16 protein-coding genes are annotated in these 17358 nt (G+C 64.8%); 5 read left to right on the top strand and 11 right to left on the bottom strand.

All coding sequences use genetic code 11. The features are described 5' to 3' along the window. Positions 1–238 precede the first annotated feature (238 nt). The 3 genes from ACQY5B_RS22585 to ACQY5B_RS22575 all read right to left on the bottom strand — a co-directional run bounded on the left by ACQY5B_RS22585 (position 239) and on the right by ACQY5B_RS22575 (position 3421). Positions 239–1342 carry a 5-methyltetrahydropteroyltriglutamate--homocysteine S-methyltransferase gene (locus tag ACQY5B_RS22585; protein ID WP_420327263.1) on the bottom strand — a complete coding sequence of 368 codons (1104 nt, stop codon included), beginning with the start codon at positions 1340–1342 and terminating at the stop codon, positions 239–241. Between the two features lie 72 nt (positions 1343–1414). Further along, positions 1415–1807 carry a hypothetical protein gene (locus tag ACQY5B_RS22580; protein ID WP_420327265.1) on the bottom strand — a complete coding sequence of 131 codons (393 nt, stop codon included), beginning with the start codon at positions 1805–1807 and terminating at the stop codon, positions 1415–1417. Positions 1808–1954: 147 nt separating this feature from the next. Further along, complete coding sequence (locus ACQY5B_RS22575; RefSeq protein WP_420327267.1) at positions 1955–3421, bottom strand: NAD-dependent succinate-semialdehyde dehydrogenase; 1467 nt, start codon at positions 3419–3421, stop codon at positions 1955–1957. 79 nt (positions 3422–3500) lie between these two features. Between ACQY5B_RS22575 and ACQY5B_RS22570 the strand changes: the two genes are divergently transcribed. The 4 genes from ACQY5B_RS22570 (at position 3501) to ACQY5B_RS22555 (ending at position 7100) form a co-directional block, all read left to right on the top strand. Further along, the gene (locus ACQY5B_RS22570; RefSeq protein ID WP_420327269.1) at positions 3501–4286 is read left to right on the top strand and encodes a hormone-sensitive lipase; all 786 of its coding nucleotides are present in this window, start codon (positions 3501–3503) and stop codon (positions 4284–4286) included. 221 nt (positions 4287–4507) lie between these two features. Further along, on the top strand, positions 4508–5038 hold the full coding sequence (locus ACQY5B_RS22565; protein WP_420328580.1) for an RNA polymerase sigma factor: 531 nt from the start codon (positions 4508–4510) through the stop codon (positions 5036–5038). Continuing rightward, positions 5035–5682, top strand: a complete 648-nt coding sequence (locus ACQY5B_RS22560; protein WP_428400310.1) for a hypothetical protein — start codon at positions 5035–5037, stop codon at positions 5680–5682. Before ACQY5B_RS22565 ends, ACQY5B_RS22560 begins: the two co-directional genes overlap by 4 nt. Continuing rightward, positions 5679–7100, top strand: a complete 1422-nt coding sequence (locus ACQY5B_RS22555) for a vWA domain-containing protein (RefSeq protein WP_428400309.1) — start codon at positions 5679–5681, stop codon at positions 7098–7100. Before ACQY5B_RS22560 ends, ACQY5B_RS22555 begins: the two co-directional genes overlap by 4 nt. A gap of 76 nt (positions 7101–7176) precedes the next feature. Here ACQY5B_RS22555 and ACQY5B_RS22550 read toward each other — a convergent pair whose 3' ends face one another. After that, positions 7177–7707 (bottom strand): DNA-directed RNA polymerase subunit beta family protein, encoded by a 531-nt coding sequence (locus tag ACQY5B_RS22550; protein WP_420327272.1) that lies wholly within the window; start codon positions 7705–7707, stop codon positions 7177–7179. Between the two features lie 235 nt (positions 7708–7942). Between ACQY5B_RS22550 and ACQY5B_RS22545 the strand changes: the two genes are divergently transcribed. Next, positions 7943–10111 (top strand): esterase-like activity of phytase family protein, encoded by a 2169-nt coding sequence (locus ACQY5B_RS22545; RefSeq protein WP_420327274.1) that lies wholly within the window; start codon positions 7943–7945, stop codon positions 10109–10111. A 453-nt stretch (positions 10112–10564) separates the two neighbouring features. On the opposite strand, the gene ACQY5B_RS22540 is transcribed toward ACQY5B_RS22545, so the two are convergent. The 7 genes from ACQY5B_RS22540 to ACQY5B_RS22510 all read right to left on the bottom strand — a co-directional run bounded on the left by ACQY5B_RS22540 (position 10565) and on the right by ACQY5B_RS22510 (position 17330). Beyond that, entirely contained in the window at positions 10565–11467 is a 903-nt protein-coding gene (locus ACQY5B_RS22540) for a LysR family transcriptional regulator (RefSeq protein ID WP_305967857.1), read from the bottom strand. 110 nt (positions 11468–11577) lie between these two features. Continuing rightward, on the bottom strand, positions 11578–12051 hold the full coding sequence (locus tag ACQY5B_RS22535; RefSeq protein ID WP_305967858.1) for an Hsp20 family protein: 474 nt from the start codon (positions 12049–12051) through the stop codon (positions 11578–11580). A gap of 135 nt (positions 12052–12186) precedes the next feature. Continuing rightward, positions 12187–12975, bottom strand: a complete 789-nt coding sequence (locus ACQY5B_RS22530; protein WP_371931720.1) for a trypsin-like serine peptidase — start codon at positions 12973–12975, stop codon at positions 12187–12189. Between the two features lie 89 nt (positions 12976–13064). Then, entirely contained in the window at positions 13065–14348 is a 1284-nt protein-coding gene (gene glcF / locus ACQY5B_RS22525) for a glycolate oxidase subunit GlcF (protein ID WP_420327277.1), read from the bottom strand. Between the two features lies 1 nt (position 14349). Further along, on the bottom strand, positions 14350–14688 hold the full coding sequence (locus ACQY5B_RS22520) for a hypothetical protein (protein WP_420327279.1): 339 nt from the start codon (positions 14686–14688) through the stop codon (positions 14350–14352). Continuing rightward, positions 14688–15818 (bottom strand): FAD-binding protein, encoded by a 1131-nt coding sequence (locus ACQY5B_RS22515; RefSeq protein ID WP_420327281.1) that lies wholly within the window; start codon positions 15816–15818, stop codon positions 14688–14690. The genes ACQY5B_RS22520 and ACQY5B_RS22515 overlap by 1 nt, the downstream gene beginning before the upstream one ends. A gap of 63 nt (positions 15819–15881) precedes the next feature. After that, on the bottom strand, positions 15882–17330 hold the full coding sequence (locus ACQY5B_RS22510) for an FAD-linked oxidase C-terminal domain-containing protein (RefSeq protein WP_420327283.1): 1449 nt from the start codon (positions 17328–17330) through the stop codon (positions 15882–15884). Between the last annotated feature and the right edge of the window lie 28 nt (positions 17331–17358).

Here is a 17358-nt window from a genome sequence, read left to right as displayed (position 1 = left end):
GGACGGGTGGGGGGCTGAAAGTGGCGACGCCATCGCCTGCCCAGGTTCAGGATGCTGCGTTGCGGCGGCACTGGCAAGCCCCAATTTTCAGGAAAGCCCTCGGCCGGTTGGTTGCTTCAGAAACGCACGCCAGACGTTTGCACGTGATTCAAGCGCGGGAGGGTGCGAGGGGCCAGCCCCTCGCGCTCCCCGGAGTATTTTGGGAGAGAAGAAACGGGGGCCGCTTTGCGGCGCGTGGTCAGACCTCGCCCCAGATCTCCTCTGCGCAGCGTACCACCAGTTCCAGCTTGCGCCGTTGGTCGTCAGGTGTGATCGCGTTGCCATGTTCGGTGGAGGCAAAACCGCATTGCGGGGCAATTCCCAACTGGTCGATGTCGGCGTATTGCGACACTTCGTCGATCTTCGATTTCACCCAGTCCACCGTTTCAAGTTCCGGCGATTTTGTCGTGATGAAACCCGGCATGACGCGCTGCTTGCCCTTGGGCAGAAGGCGCAGCGGCTCCAACCCGCCGGCGCGCTCGGTGTCGTATTCCATGAAGAAGATGTCGACCCCGGTGGAAAAGATCGCCTCGGCGGCCAGGTCGTAGGCGCCGGCCGCGGCATGTGTCGACTGGAAGTTGCCCCGGCACATGTGCATCCCGATCACCATGTCCGTGGGCCGGTTGGCGATGGCGTTGCGCAACATCTCGGCGTATTTGCCGATAAGCCAGTCCGGGTCCAGACCGGCCCGTTCCTTCTCGGCCCGGTGTTTCGGATCGCAGAGATAGGCGAAAAAGATGTCATCCATCTGCAGGTAGCGGCAGCCCGCGGCGTGAAAGGCCATGACCGCCTTCCGGTAGGTGCGGGTGATGTCGGCAAAGAGCACCTCGAGATCTTCGTAGGGGTCGTGCCGCACGCGCGCCGGGTCCAGCCGGAAATGCAGGCAGGACGGCCCGGGGATCGAGATCTTGGGGCAGACAGCGCTGTGATCGGCGACAAAGCGGAAATGGTCCAGCATCGGGTGATCGTCGGGGAAATCCAGCGGGCCGGTGATGGCCGGGAAGACGCCGGGTGTCTTGACTCCCTGAAAGCTGAAGCCTTCGCCCTTGCCTTCTTCGATCTCGTAGTTGGTCAGCATTCCCATGAAATCATAGTGCCAGAAGGCGCGTCGCGCCTCGCCGTCCGTCACCGCCTTCAGGCCCAGGTCTTCCTGCATGGCGATCAGCTTGGGGATCTCGGCGTCCTCGACGGCCTTCAGGTCCGCGCCGGTGATTCCCTTGGCACGCGCCTCGGCCACCGCCTGTGGGCGCAAGAGGCTGCCGACATGATCGGCGCGGAAGGGGGGTATCGGTCTGTCGGTCATGCTCTGTCCTCCCGGAATGTCCGGACAAAGAGTGCCCGGGATCTGCCATCATTGAAACAGGGACGGCGGGGGTCAGCTCCCGGCGGGTTTCAGCCAAATCTTGTATTCCAGCACCGCACCGGCGCCGCGGGCCGTGCGCAGCTTGTCCCGCATCAGGGCATAGGCGCGCTGCGGATCGCGGTGGTCTTCCCAGTTCTGGCCATCGACATCGGCGCCGATGATTTCCCAGCCGACCTCGCGCACCGGTTCGCGGAACCGGGTCGCCACGGCCTCCATCATGTGAACGCCTTCGCCGAATTTGAGCGCGTAGCGCGCCAGCGCATCGGCACGGGCGGCGTCCAGCCAGGGCGTGCCCTTGCCCGATTGCGCGGCCCGGCGCCAGGCCTTGAGGTCTGCCTCCGAGGGGCCGCCGGACGGAGAGAGGAAATCGGGGGCAAAGGCCCGGGGATCACGCGGTCCGATCATTCGGGAAACAACTCGAAAATGGTGGAATGCAACAGCTGTGGGCGGGCGCCGAATCGCACCGCGGCGCTGTCCGTGGCAGGCAGGAGTTGGACCTCCTGACTGCCAGTATCTTCGGGTTCGCGGAAAGCGTGATATGCGCCGCGGGTCTCACACGCTCAAGCAGATGTATTTCAGCTCAAGGAAATCCTCGATCCCGTGGTGGCTGCCCTCACGGCCAAGACCCGACTGCTTGACCCCGCCAAAGGGCGCGACCTCGGTCGAGATGATGCCCGTGTTGACGCCGACGATGCCGTATTCCAACGCCTCGGCCACCTTGTAGACCCGGCTGAGATCCTTCGCGTAGAAATAGGAGGCTAGGCCAAAGATCGTGTCGTTGGCCATCTCGATCACCTCGTCCTCGTCCTTGAACCGGAACAGCGGCGCCATCGGGCCGAACGTCTCCTCTTGCGCGACCTTCATGTCCTGGGTGACGCCGGTCAGGACCGCCGGAGTGATGAAGGTGCCGTCCTGCACCTCTCCGCCCTGCAAGAGGGTGCCGCCGTGGTTGGTGACATCCGCGATATGCTCGCGGACCTTGTCGACGGCGGCCTGGTTGATCAGTGGGCCAAGATCGGTTCCTTCTTCCAGCCCGTCTCCGACCTTCAGCTTCGCGACCGCCGCGGCCAGTTTCTCGGCAAAGGCGTCATAGACACCGTCCTGGACATAGATCCGGTTGGCGCAGACACAGGTCTGGCCGTTGTTGCGGAACTTGCAGAGGATCGCGCCCTCGACCGCCGCGTCCAGGTCGGCGTCGTCGAAAACGATGAAGGGCGCGTTTCCGCCCAGTTCCATCGAGCATTTCAGCACCTGGTCCGCCGCCTGTTTCATCAGGATGCGCCCCACCTCGGTCGACCCGGTAAAGGTCAGCTTGCGCACCTTGGGGTTCTCGCAGAATTCCTTGCCCACGTCGGACGACCGCGAGGAAGTGACGATATTGAAGACCCCCGCCGGAATGCCCGCGCGCTCTGCAAGCACCGCCAGCGCGGTGGCCGAAAGCGGCGTTTCGGCCGCGGGCCGCCCGACAAAGGCACAGCCGGCGGCCAGGGCGGGCGCGGCCTTGCGGGTGATCATGGCGTTGGGGAAATTCCACGGCGTGATCGAGGCCGCGACGCCGACGGGTTGTTTCAAGACAGTGATGCGCTTGTCGCGCTGGTGGCCGGGAATGGTCTCGCCATAGATCCGCTTGGCCTCTTCACCAAAGAACTCGATGAACGCCGCGCCATAGGCGACCTCGCCCTTGGCCTCGGCCAGCGGCTTGCCCTGTTCCGCGGTCATGATCAGGCCAAGGTCATGCTGGTTTTCGATCAGCAGGTCGAACCACTTGCGCAGGACGGCGGCGCGTTCCTTGCCGGTCCATTTCGCCCATTCCTTCTGGGCGGCAAATGCGGCCTCGATGGCCTCACCCACCTGCGCACGGGTCAGGTCCGCGACCTCTGCGATTACATCGCCGCGCGCCGGGTTGGTGACGTCGAAAGTGGCATCTCCGTCGATCCAGCGGCCATTCACATAGGCGCGGGCCTCCAGAAGGCCGGGATCGGACAGAAGGCTCTTCAGATTGGTGGCATCGTCGCGCATTCTCAGTATCCTCCGTTCAGGTCTGGCATAGGCTGAACACCCTGTGCGCGGGAAGTATAGGGCCAAAATGGAGAAAGACATGGACCTCGACGACGCATACGCCAATGCCGCCCACATCGCAGGGGCCGAGTCCTACCCGCCGCGCTGGGCCGCCGAGGCCGAGGCCTATCGCAAGCGGCTGGCCGTCACGGGCAAGGCGCGGCTGGGGCTGATGTACGGGCATGGGCCGCGCCAGGCGCTGGATCTCTTCCTGCCGGAGAGGCCCCCCGAAGGTCTGGTGGTCTTCGTTCATGGCGGTTACTGGCTGCGCTTCGACCGCTCCAGTTGGTCGCACTTCGCAGAAGGCGCGCGGGCGCGGGGCTGGGCGGTGGCCATGCCGTCCTACGATCTCTGTCCCAGGGTGCGGATTTCCGACATCACCCGCCAGGTGGCGCAGGCTGTCGCCGTCGCTGCGGCCGAGGTCCCGGGGCCGATCCGGCTGGGCGGGCATTCCGCCGGCGGGCACCTTGTGGCGCGCATGGGTGCGGTTCTGGCGCCCGACCTGCTGTCACGGGTGGCCCATGTCATGCCGATCTCGCCGCTCTCGGACCTGCGTCCGCTGATGCAGACCTCGATGAATGTGGATCTGCGCATCGACGCGGGCGAGGCGCGTGCCGAAAGCCCGATCTACGCCCCGCCGCCACCCATGCCGGTGACGGTCTGGGTCGGGGGCGACGAACGGCCCGCCTTCCTCGACCAGGCTAAAAAACTGTCGCAGGTCTGGGATTGCGGCCTGGTGGTGGACGAGGGCAAACATCATTTTGACGTCATCGACGGGTTGGCGGATCCCGATAGCCGAATGGTGGCGCGCCTGCTCGACATTTAACGTGGCCAAGGTGTCGGCACGGGGTATTTCAGCAGAGAGCAAGCCAAGAGCGCGCGCCTGTGGCTTCTTCTCTGCGAAAATACTCCGGGGGTGAGGCCAAAGGCCGAGGGGGCGGAGCCCCCTTTCAGCATCCTCTCCGCGGCGCGACGAAAAACTCATGAAAAAACGGGTAAGGTATCCAAGGATTGCGTCTCGCCCTGCGTCTCACTCATGTGATGCGCATGAATGTCAGCGATGAATCCCTTGCCCGTGCGGCGGCAGACGGTGACCGGCAGGCCTTTGCGCTGCTGGTCGAACGGGTTTACGACCGGGTCTATGGCTACGCCGTGAAACTGACCGGCAGCCGGACCGAGGCCGAGGACCTGGCGCAGGATCTCTGCGCCGCGCTGCCCGCAAAGCTGCAGAGCTTTCGGGGCGAGGCCAAGCTGACGACCTGGCTGTATCGCATCACGGTGAATGCCGCCCGGGACCGGTTCCGGCGCGCGGCCACCCGCGCCCGGGCCGCCGATGGCTGGGGCGACTGGGAACTGGCGCGCCAGGCCGAAATGGCCGAGACGGCAGAGCGCGTGGATTGGTTGATGCAGGCCATGACCTGCCTCACCGTCGATCTGCGCGAAACCCTTGCGCTCGTCCTGGACGGGGTGACCCACAAGGAGGCGGCGCAGATCCTCGAGGTCTCCGAAGGTACCGTCAGCTGGCGGATCTCGGAGGCAAAGAAGAAACTGAAGGCGATGCAGGAGGCCGAGGCATGAGCGACGATCTGGACGATCTGAAACGCGCATTCGACGCAGGCCTGCCCAAGGCCGACCCCGACAAGCGCGCCGAGGCGATCGCCTTGGCGATGAAAAACTTCGACCGCGTCCAAGAAAGCGAAGCGCTGGCGCGTCAGACCTCTGAACCCACCCGAGAGGGGGGCTTTTTCAGAGGAGCCAGACAGATGCTTGCCAATATTTCGAACCGTGGATTTCTGACCGCCACCACCGCCATTGCCGCCATTGCGATGGTGGCCCTGATCCCTGTCCTCCGTGACAGTCAGCCGCCCGAACCGGAATTGTTCATACCGGGCGAAGATGCGCGGACCGTGCTCGAGACCGGCCCCGTGGCCGATCCGGCCCCGGTGGTCGAAGAGATCCCGGACACCGCGGATGTCCTGACCCGCGATGCGCCGGTCGTCTCGACCAACCGAAAGTTCGACCCCTCGGTGCGCCAGTCCGGGCCGGTCACGAAAGGCCGCCCGATGGCGGAACCCTCGCCGCAACCACCGGCGCCGGCCGCAGGCGCCGCGCGAAACCGGACCATCGCCCCGGCATCGCCCGGGGCGGGTGGCGGGATCAGCCTGGAAACCGGGGTTCTCAACTTCAAGCGCAGCGCTCCGGCGCGGCTGCCGACCCGGTGATCGTACAGCCCGCCCCGAATACCGAAACCTTCCCCGAGGCCGATGACAACCCGATCAAGGTCACCGCGGAAACACCTGTCTCGACCTTCTCGATCGACGTCGACACGGCCTCTTGGGCCTTTATCCGCAATGCGCTGAACCGGGGGCAGTTGCCGCCGAAGGACGCGGTGCGGATCGAGGAGATGGTCAACTATTTCTCCTACGATTACCCGGCCCCCGAGGGGGATGCGCCCTTTGCGACCCATGTCGGTGTCAGCGACAGCCCCTGGGTTGAGGGTACACAAATTGTACACATCGGGTTGCAAGGGGTCCTGCCGGAGGCGCGGCCGCCGATGAACCTGGTGTTCCTGGTGGACACGTCCGGTTCGATGAACAGCGCCGACAAGCTGCCGCTGCTCAAGCAGAGCTTTCGCCTCATGCTGGGCCAGCTGGGAGAGAATGACACCATCGCCATCGTCACCTATGCGGGCAGCGCGGGCCTTGCGCTGGAACCCACCAAGGCGACGGAGCGCGAGACGATCCTTGCCGCGCTGGACCGGATGCACGCGGGTGGCAGCACCGCCGGGCAGGCGGGCCTGCAACAGGCCTATGCCACTGCCGCGCAGATGGCCAAGGACGGGGCCGAGGATGCGGTCAGCCGGGTGATCCTGGCCACGGATGGCGATTTCAACGTCGGCATCAGCGATCCCGACGCCCTCAAGGACTTCATCGCCGACAAGCGCGACGCGGGCACCTACCTGTCGGTGCTGGGCTTTGGCCGCGGCAACCTTGACGATGCGACGATGCAGGCGCTGGCGCAGACCGGCAACGGCATCGCCTCCTACATCGATACGCTGGCCGAGGCGCAGAAGGTGCTGGTGGACCAGTTGACCGGCGCGCTGGTGCCCATCGCCGATGACGTCAAGATCCAGGTCGAGTGGAACCCCGCGCTGGTCTCCGAATACCGCCTGATCGGCTACGAGACCCGCGCGCTGAATCGCGAGGATTTCAACAATGACAAGGTGGACGCGGGTGAGATCGGTGCCGGGCACCAGGTGACGGCGCTCTACGCGATCACCCCCGTAGGCTCGCCCGCCCGCATGACCGATCCGCTGCGGTACGCGGCGGGGGACGCGGCGCCGGTGGCGGATGACACGGGCGAACTGGGCTTTCTGCGGTTGCGCTACAAGGCGCCCGGCGAGGACGAGAGCCGCCTGATCGAAACGCCGATCATGGCCGATGCAGCCCCGCTGGCCGAGGCGGACTGGGCGCTGGCCATCGCCGGCTTTGGCCAGGTCCTGCGCGGGTCCGACCTGATCGGAGACTGGAGCATGGGTGATGCCATCGCGCTGGCGCAGGGCGCCCGTGGCGAGGATCCCTTTGGCTACCGGCAGGAGGCGATCACCTTGATGCGTCTGGCCGATAGCCTGAACCGCTGAGGCCGCGCAGGCCGAACAATGCCCGCCGGCCAATTCTGGTCGGCGGGTTTCAATTGATCGCCCTGCCTTGCGGTCCTCATTCGGCGGTGCGGATTCCCCAGGTCTGATAGGCTGCCAGGGCCTCGTCGCAGGGTTCCAGCGACAGGACCTTGATCTGATTGGCATCACTGCGACCGGACCGTGTGGCCTCGGCGACGGTGAAACACATGTCCGGTGCCGACTGCGGCGTGATCGTGCCCTCTCCGGAAAACACGAAGTTCTGCTTTGCGACGTCGTCGCAGGCGGTCAGTTCCAACGCGCTGCCTGCGGTGACCGAAGGCGCCACCACACAGACGTCAAAGGTCGGCATATGCAATTTGCCGTCCGCGAACCGATCGCTTTCAAAGGTTTGATCATAGCCCAAGGCTCCGCCCGGACTGTAGCAGGTGTGCCCCTGCAAACCATCATCGGGATTCGCATCGCGCTCGCGGCCCTTGGCGATATCCAGGCAATAGCCGTTCTGTTTGTTGTCCAGCTTGTCGATAAGATAGATTTCGACAGGCTCGGCCCATGCCGTTGTCGTTGCGGCAATCGCAAGGCTGAAGCCGGTCAGTAGCGCGGTTTTCATCATCGTCTTTCCTCATCAAAACGGCGGAAGCGTGAACGCTTTCTGCGTTCACGCTTCATGGACGACTTAAACGTAACAGCCGGTCGGTTCCGTCGAAAAAAATTCAAAAGATTTCGCGACACAGGAAATGCGGGTTCGGACAGGAAATCGGTTTCATGGCTTTGTCAAAGAACCGTCACGCCCTTGTTACCTCTCGACGCCTATCCCCCCGAGTACCTATCAACAGGGGGACACCATGCATTTCCGCGCCCTCTGCCTGACGAGCGTTCTGGCCCTTGCCGCCAGCGCCGCCACGGCAGACATGAATTTCAATCGCATCGCCTCGTTTGGCACCTACCTGAACATGGCCGATGGCGAAGACCTTTCCCGCACAACCTCGGCAGAGATCATTGCTGCCACCGCAGACGGCATGACGCTGGTCTACACCGACAGCCCGCTGGGCGTGATCGGCCGCATCGACATCACCGATCCCGCCAACCCGGCGCCGCTGGGCAACGTGGCGCTGGACGGTGAACCGACCGCCGTGGGCATCGTGGGCAGCACCGCCTTTGTTGGCGTCAACACCTCCGCCAGCTTCACCGACCCTTCGGGCCACCTGGCCGTCATCGACGTGATGTCTGGTAAGATCTCCGCCACTTGCGACCTCGGCGGTCAGCCGGATTCGGTTGCCGTGTCCAATGACGGCACCCGCATCTCCGTGGCGATCGAGAATGAGCGGGACGAGGACCTGGGAGACGGCCGCGTCGGCCAGTTGCCCGCCGGTTTCCTGGTCATCGGTGAGATCAAGGACGGCGCGCTGGCCTGTGACGACCTGGTCAAGGTCGAGCTGACGGGCCTTGCCGATGTCGCCCCCGAAGACCCGGAGCCCGAATTCGTCGATATCAACGACCTTGGCGAAACCATCGTCACGCTGCAGGAAAACAACTATCTGGTCGTGGTAGGCGCCGACGGTTCCATCATCAGCCATTTCTCTGCCGGTGCCGTCGATCTGGACATGATTGATACGCTGGACGAACGTGGCTCTCTGAACTTCGACAAGTCGCAGAAAGGCCGCAAGCGGGAACCCGATGCCGTCAAGTGGATCGACAGCGATCATTTCGCCATCGCCAACGAAGGCGACATGGACGGCGGCTCGCGCGGCTGGACCATCTTCTCGAAAACCGGCGAAGTCGTCTATGAATCCGGCGTGTCCTTCGAACACGCGCTGATCCAGATCGGCCACTACCCGGACAAGCGGTCCGACGCCAAAGGCGTCGAGCCCGAGTCGATCGAAACCGCTGTCTTCGACGGCACGCCGATGGTCTTCGTCGGATCCGAGCGCGGCTCTGCCGTGGGCGTTTACGACGTGACCGACCCGGCCAACCCGGTTCTGAAACAGATCCTGCCTTCGGGCATCGGGCCGGAGGGCTATGTCGCCATCCCCGAACGCAATCTTCTGATCTCGGCCAACGAGGAAGACCTGATCGAGGACGGCGGCGTGCGCGCGCATGTCATGATCTTCGAATACCAGGACGCCGACGCGATGTACCCGACGCTGACCTCCGAAGGTGCAGAGCAGCTGATCGGTTGGGGCGCGATCTCTGGCATGGTGGCAGATGCGGACGGCATCGTCTGGGCCGTGAACGACAGTTTCTACGGCTTCCAGCCCTCGATCTTCAAGATCGACACCACGCAGACCCCGGCGCGCATCGTGGACGTGATCCGCATCCACCGCGCCAACGGCGACGCCGCGCAAAAGCTGGACCTCGAAGGCATCACGCTGGACGGCAATGGCGGTTTCTGGGTCGCCTCCGAAGGCCGGACCGAACGCGGCATCCCGCACGCAATCTACCATGTCACCGCCGATGGGCTGATCAAGACCAACTCGGCCGAGATCATGATCCCCGCGGAACTGACCGCCGTCGAGAAACGCTTTGGTTTCGAGGGGATCACCCGCGTCGGTGACACTCTGTGGATGGCCGTGCAGCGTGAATGGGCCGACGATCCCAAGAACCACGTCAAGCTGGTCTCGTACAACATCGAGAGCGGTGAATGGGGCGCGGTTCTCTATCCCAAGGCCGAGCCGGACACCGGTTGGGTCGGCCTGTCCGAGATCGTGGCGCATGGCGACTTCATGTATGTGGTCGAGCGTGACAACCAGATCGGCGCCAACGCCGTCACGAAAAAGGTCTACCGCATCCCGATGGGTGACATGGAACCCGCCGCGCTGGGCGGAGAACTGCCGGTCGTGTCCAAGGAAGAAGTCCGCGACCTGATCCCCGACCTTGCCAGCTACGGCGGCTATATCGTGGACAAGGTCGAGGGCCTGGCGATCTTCCCCGATGGCACGGCCTGGCTCTCCACCGACAATGACGGCGTGGATGACAGCTCGGGCGAGACCTTCTTCTGGATGTTCAAGCTCTGAGAGCAGGCTCCGTCCTGACTAGGAACGCCCTGCAGGAGACTGCGGGGCGTTTTCGCATGGATAGGGCGGGGTGCTCCTCCCTTTCATCGCGCCTTTGCGCATATTGATTGAGAGGTTCCGTGTCTTTCCGCTACGCGTCAGTAGGTCTGGCGCTTTCGGGTGGAGAAGACATTTTCCGCGAAACCCTCACGACACTCGTCGCGGGTGATGTTCTGAATGCACGCGACCTCGCGCCCGTCCGTGGCAGGATCGGTACCGAAAGGATCATGGTGGTCGAGGGAGGGTTTGTCGTCGATGCTTCGGTCCTGCCCCGCGTGGCCACAGGTTACCTCAAGGCACCCACGATGAGGGTCGGCGACCGCGCCGCCGTCATCCTGCTGGACGCGCATCCGCTACGATGCCCTGCGCCCCCGGTTTCTTCTTGGCAAAAAATCTGGGGCGAAGGACCGAAGCTTACCCCGGATGAGACAGCAATTCCGGCAGGGCTTCTGCCAGCAGGTCCCAGACGATGCGCACCCGCGGGCTGGTCCGCAGCTCGCGATGTGCAACCAGCCAGATCGGAAAGCGAAAGGTCACGTCCGGGAGAACGCGCCGCATCTCGGGCGCGGCGTCGCCCAGCCCACATGGCACTGTGCCCAGCCCGACGCCCCTGCGCGCCATTTCCCAATGGACCGTGTGCGAAGAGGTCAGGACGGGGAACTGCGCGGGTGTCACCGGGATCCCCCGCTTTTGCAGGGCTTCCATGAACTGGGTGTTGTCGGCAAAACCGATGAACTCCGCGCGGGCGAGGTCGGTGGGATCGTGAATTGGCCCCACCCGTTCCAGGTAGTCGACGGAGCCGTAGAACGTGCCCTCGTCATCGCCCACGCGCTTGGCGATCAGGTCCGGTTCCTCGGGGCGGGCGTTGCGGATGGCGATATCGGCCTCGCGCCGGCGCAGGTCGCGGATCTCGTTCGAGGCGACAACCTCCAGCGTGATCCCCGGGGCCAGGTCACGCAACCGGCGTGCAATGCGGGGCATCAGCCAACTGGAATAGACCTCTGACGCGGTGACGGCCACATGCCCGGAGGCCGCCTGCGCCTGGCCCGACGCGGCCAGGGACACGCCCACTGCCGCCTCACCCATGGCGCGTACATGGCCCATCAATTGCGTGCCGGCCTGGGTCAACACCAGCCCCCGCCCGACCCGTTCGAACAGCACCAGCCCCAGTTCTTCTTCCAGCGCCGTGACCTGCCGTCCCAGCGTCGGCTGGGTCATGCCCAGCGCCCGCGCAGCAGCAGAGAGCGACCCCTCCTCGGCGGTTACGAGAAAGGCCCGTGCGCGGTTCCAGTCAAAGGTGACAGAGCGCCAATCCATGCAGGATTGCATGGCGATGGTGGCCGAATTGTCAATAGCCAGCCCGTCGGGCATCAAAAAACGCCCCGGACACATGCCCGGGGCGCACTACTCACACGAGGGTCTTGGGATCAGTTGACGGCTTCTGCGTCAACGACATCCTTCTCTACCATTTGGGCCTCCGGCTTGGCGATTGCAATGCGCCGGGGCTTCAGCGCTTCGGGGATCTCGCGCTTCAGGTCGATGTGCAGCATGCCGTTTTCATGCGTCGCCCCCTGGACCCGGACGTGGTCGGCCAGGTGGAAGCGGCGTTCAAAAGCGCGGGTCGCGATGCCACGATGCAGGAAGGACTTGCCTTCGTCGTTGTCGGCCTTGCGGGCCGAGACCACCAGCGCCTGCTCCTTCACCTCGACCGACAGGTCCTCGTCGGCGAAACCGGCCACGGCAATCGAGATGCGGTAGGCATCATCGGCAGTCTTTTCGATGTTGTAGGGGGGATAGCCCGGCTGCGCGTTGTCGCTGGCCAGAACGCGGTCCATCAGGTCGGCAATCTGGTCGAAACCGACAGTGGCACGGTAGAGCGGGGCAAAATCGAAATGTCGCATGGAATCCTCCGTTTGAGCGATACCTGTCTGTGGTGCGCCTTCCCTCTTGGGACAGGCGTCGTAAGCACCGGAACCCTGTCATAGGCGTCCCGGTGCAATTGAAATTGGGAAGCGTTCGGAGCGGTTTCAAGACCCTCAGGGCCGGATGAAACGCGCCCCTGTTTCGCGACGGTCGCCTGCGGCCAGGCGGTCGACACCCGCGCCGGGATTGCGGTCCGCGGCAAGCGCGGTCTTCAGCGCGTCCAGCGGCGCGCCCAGGCCGCTGGCCAGGGCAACGGGCCTGCCATTGGCCTGCGCCTTGGACGAGACCACGGAAACGATCTGCGTTACCCCGTCCTGCAAGCGAAAGACCGGAGAGCCGGAGGCGCCGAAATCCACCACGCAGGACAGCACCAGCATCCCGTCCTGTCGTGCCAGAACCTCGCAGGTTTCCTGCAAAGACGGGGCTTCTGACCTGTCGCGGGCATAGGACACCACGCCCACCTCTTCGCCCCTGGATGGACCGGGGCCGACGCTGAACGGGGAAATGGTGGTGTTGCGGATCGGGTGCTGCAGCTCGATCAGCGCCAGGTCGTGACGGACACGATCCGTGCTGGCCTGCGCGCCATAAACGAAATCCGGATGCGGCACCGCCTTGCGCACCAACCGGTAGGCCGCCGCGCGCCCGTTGCGCCACCCGGCGAGGAACTGCATGTCCTCGACCGAGACGCGGTTGCCGGTATCGGGATCATAAAGGCAATGCGCCGCCGTCAACACCAGGTGGGGCGCGATGAGCGCACCGGTGCAAAAGGCACTGCCGGCGATTTCGATTCGGCCGACCGCCTCCCATCCGCGGCCGTCCTCGGCCGACTCCATGCTGAACAGGCCCTGCGCGCTTGCCGCGTTGCCCAATACCCAAAGAAAGAAAACCAGAAAAAGCCGCACTGCACCGTTATCCTATACCTTTGGTTATAAATTCGCATCGGATCTGGGCAAAATTGAGGCAATGTCGACCTGAATTCAGACTGTTCTTGTCAGGTCAACGACCGCGGCTTCGGTCCCCCGGTGGCCCAGTCCAACAGCTCGACGGTGTGCACGACGGGCAGGTCGGTTCCGCTGCCGATCTGCATCATGCAGCCGATGTTCCCGGCGGCGATGACCTCCGGTTTCCTGGCTTCCAGCGTGCGCACCTTGCGGGCTTTGAGCTTGGCCGAAATCTCGGGCTGCATCAGGTTGTAGGTGCCCGCGCTGCCGCAGCAAAGGTGGCTGTCCGTGGGTTCCACAACCTCAAATCCCGCGCGTTTCAGCAGGTCCTTGGGCGCCGTCTTGACCTTTTGCCCGTGCTGCAGGGAACAGGCGGCATGGTAGGCGACACGCAGCCCCTTGGCCGCGCCTTCGGGGATGTCCAGCCGGGTCAGCAACTCGCTGATGTCCATCGCGATCCCGGCGACCCGCGCCGCGTCATCGGCCAGGTCGTCCTGGGCGAACATATGGCCGTAGTCCTTGACCGTGGTGCCGCAACCCGAGGTGTTGATGACAATGGCGTCCAGGCCCTCGCCATTCATCTCGACCGTCCAGGCGCGGATATTCCTTGCGGCGGTTGCGTGGCTCTCGCCGGTCTTGCCCATATGATGGGTCAGCGCCCCGCAACAGCCCGCGCCTTTCGCAACCACCACTTCGCAACCCAGCCGGGTGAGCAGGCGGATCGTGGCATCGTTGATGTCGGTGTTCAGCGCCTTTTGCGCGCACCCGGTCATCAGCGCCACGCGCATCTTCCTTTCGACCTTGGGCTGGAAGCTCTGCGGATCGTCATTGCGGCTGACCGGCGGGATCTTGTCGGGCGCCATGTCCAGCATCGCCCGCAGCCGTGCGTCCGGGACCAACCCGCGGAAAGGCTTGCCCATCTTGGCGGCCAGCAGTGCCATCCGGAATCGTCCGGGATAGGGCAGGATCCGCGCCAGCAGCCAGCGCAGGGCCTTGTCGTGCCAGGGGCGGTCATAGTGCTTCTCGATATAGTCGCGGGCATGATCGACAAGATGCATGTAATGCACCCCCGAGGGGCAGGTCGTCATGCAGGCCAGACAGGACAGGCAGCGATCGATATGCTTGACGGTGTTCTCGTCCGGCACACGCTCGTTTTCCAGCATGTCCTTGATCAGGTAGATGCGACCACGGGGGGAATCCAGTTCGTCGCCCAGCACTTGGTAGGTAGGGCAGGTCGCGGTGCAAAACCCGCAATGCACGCAGCTGCGCAGGATCTGGTTTGCGCGCGCCGTGCCCGCGTCCTTCAGTTGCTCTTCGGTGAAATTCGTCTGCATGTCAGTCCATCACTTGGGCCAGGGCGAGGCCAAACCAGGGGAGCGCGCAGGCCAGCAGCGCGCCGCGTTTCGTCCATCGGCTGTTCGCCGCACCGGCCAACCGTCGCCGCAGGGCCTGCGCCACCATGACCACCGCCAGCACCCAACCGGTCCAGAGCGCGGCAAGCGAGGCCAGCGCCGATCTCTCTTGCAGGTACAGCGCCAGTCCAGAGGCCAGGAAGACCGCCAGCGCAAGCCCGATCAGCGCGCCCGGAGTGTCGGGCAGTTGCAGCAGCACCGCACCCAGCAAGGGCGCCGCGACAAAGCCCATGACAAATAGGATCAGGGCCGGATTGGCCATCAGGTCATGATCCCGGGGTTCAGCATGCCGCGCGGATCGAACCGGGCGCGGATGCCCGCGCTGAGCGTTGCCAGCGCAGGCGGTTCCGGCTGGAACACCGGCAGGTTCAGCCGCGTCTGTTCCGAGGCCCGGATCAGCGTCGCGTGCCCTTTCAACTCTTTGGGACGCAGATCGGTGCCCGGTGCGCATTCCACCCAGATCAACCCGCCCCCCCAGTCGTAGAGCACCCGTTCGACCGGATGCGCCGCGCGCAACCGGGCCAACAGCCCCGGCGCCTCGCTGGGCCTGACGGAAAACTTCCATACATCGCCGCCGGTGCCCTGCATGATCTCCACGTCCCGCACCCAGCGCCAGAGCGCGCCAACCCGGTCCGGGTCCGTCTCCACCCGTATGGAAAGGTCGGAAAACATGTCCTGCAACCGCCCGGTGCGGTAGGCGACGGACCCGGCAAATCCTTCGAGCCGCAAGAGCGTCAGCGGCTGCTCACCCGGTCCACCCGGCGCATGGGCCGCACCCGTCACCTCAAAGGGCGAAGTCAGCGCCCGGCTCATCACCTCTTGCGCGTCCGCCTCGTCCAGACCGTCGATCAACAGGGTGGCGGCGGTTTCCGGCACCGGCAACACCTTAAGGCTGACTTCCGTCAAGACACCCAGGGTGCCCCAGCTGCCGCACATCAGTTTGACCAGATCGTAGCCGGTGACATTCTTCATCACGCGCCCGCCGTTCTTGATCACCTGCCCCGCGCCATCTACGAACCGCACGCCCAACAGGAAATCCCGCGCCGCCCCGGCCTGTACCCGGCGCGGTCCGCTGACATTGCCGGCCACCACGCCACCGATGGTCGGTTCGCCAAGGGTCCCCAGCAGCCCGCGATGATCCATCGGCTCAAAGGCCAGCCGCTGTCCCTCCGCCGCCAGCGTCGCCTCGATCTCGGCCAGCGGGGTGCCCGCCTGCGCCACCAGCGTCAGTGCACCCGGTTCATAAAGCGAGATACCCGACAGGCCGCTCGTCTCCAGAACCTCCGCCGCGGTGGTCACGCCGATAGCCCGCGTCCCGCCTCCACGGATGTGAAAGGGCGCGCTGGCGCCGGTGATCACCTCGGCCAGTTCCGCTTCGCTCTCAGGTCTCATGCGCCACGCTCCTGGCTACTTCTCTGCAAAAATACTCCGGGGTGTGGGGCTGGCCCCACTCCCTCACTCCGCCGCCAGCGCGAGGCTCCGGCGTCCTTCCGACGCGGCCAAGGGGAAAACCTTGGCCGGGTTCAAGAGCCACGCCGGGTCAATGACGTCCTTGACCGCCATCTGCGCCTCCAGGTCGGCCGGATCGTACTGGTCCACCATCAGGTCCCGTTTCTCGATGCCCACGCCATGTTCACCGGTCAGACAGCCGCCTACCTCGACACAAAGCTTCAGGATCTCGGCGCCGAAGGCCTCGCAGGTTTCCAATTGTCCCGGCTCATTGGCATTGAACAGGATCAGCGGGTGCATGTTGCCGTCGCCGGCGTGGAACACGTTGGCCACGTCCAGTCCGAATTCCCTGGACATCTCGCCGATGCGGCGCAGGACGTAGGGCAGCGCGCTGACCGGGATCGTCCCGTCCAGGCACATGTAGTCGTTGATGTTGCCCATCGCGCCAAAGGCCGATTTCCGGCCCAGCCAGATCCGCGCCGCCTCGTCGGCGCTCTGTGCCTCGCGCAGCTCCACCGGGTCGTGGCGCCGGGCGATCTCAAGGATCAGGCCCAGCTGTTCGTCGATTTCTGCCGGGCTGCCTTCGACCTCGACGATCAGCAGCGCCTCGCAGTCCGGGTATCCCGCCTTGGCGAAATCCTCGGTCGCGCGGATGCAGGGCCGGTCCATGAACTCGATCGCCACCGGCAGAACGCCCGCCTTGATGATGTCAGAGACGCATTCCCCCGCGACCTCGTTCGAATCAAAGCCCATCAGCACCGGCCGCGCGCCCTCGGGCTTGCGCAGGATGCGCAGGGTTGCCTCTGTCACGACGCCCAACTGCCCCTCGGAGCCGCAGATCAGCCCCAGCAGATCCAGTCCGCCCGCATCCAGATGTGCGCCGCCGATCTCGACCACGGTGCCGTCCATCTGCACCATCGTCACGCCCAGCAGGTTGTTCGTCGTCACGCCGTATTTCAGGCAATGCGCCCCGCCCGAGTTCATCGCGATGTTGCCGGCAATCGCGCAGGCCAGCTGCGACGAGGGGTCGGGGGCGTAAAAGAAATCCTCTTCCTCGACGGCGCCGGTCACGCTCAGGTTGGTGCGCCCGGTCTGCACGCGGATGACGCGGTCGGCGTAATCCACCTCCAGCACCTCGTTCATGCGCGCCACGCCCAGGATCACCGAATCCGCCGTCGGCAAAGCGCCCCCTGCCAACGAGGTGCCCGAGCCGCGTGGCACCACCGGTACGCCCTCTTCGTGGCAGACCTTCAGCACCGCGGCGACCTCTTCGGTCGAGGAGGGCAGCACGGCCGCCAGCGGCGGGCAGCGATAGGCGGTCAGGGCGTCGCATTCATAGGCGCGCGTCTCCATCTCGTCCTCGATCACCGCGTCGGCGGGCAGGACGCTGCGCAATCGCTCGACGATCCGCGCCTTGCGGGCCAGGATGGCGGGGTTCGGGTCGGGCATCTGCATTTCAGGTCTCCTCGGCCACCGCGGCATC

This window comes from Antarctobacter sp., assembly GCF_965277915.1.
GTDB lineage: Bacteria > Pseudomonadota > Alphaproteobacteria > Rhodobacterales > Rhodobacteraceae > Antarctobacter.
Note: the sequence above shows the minus strand (reverse complement) of the source record. Positions and strands in the feature narration are given on the sequence as shown.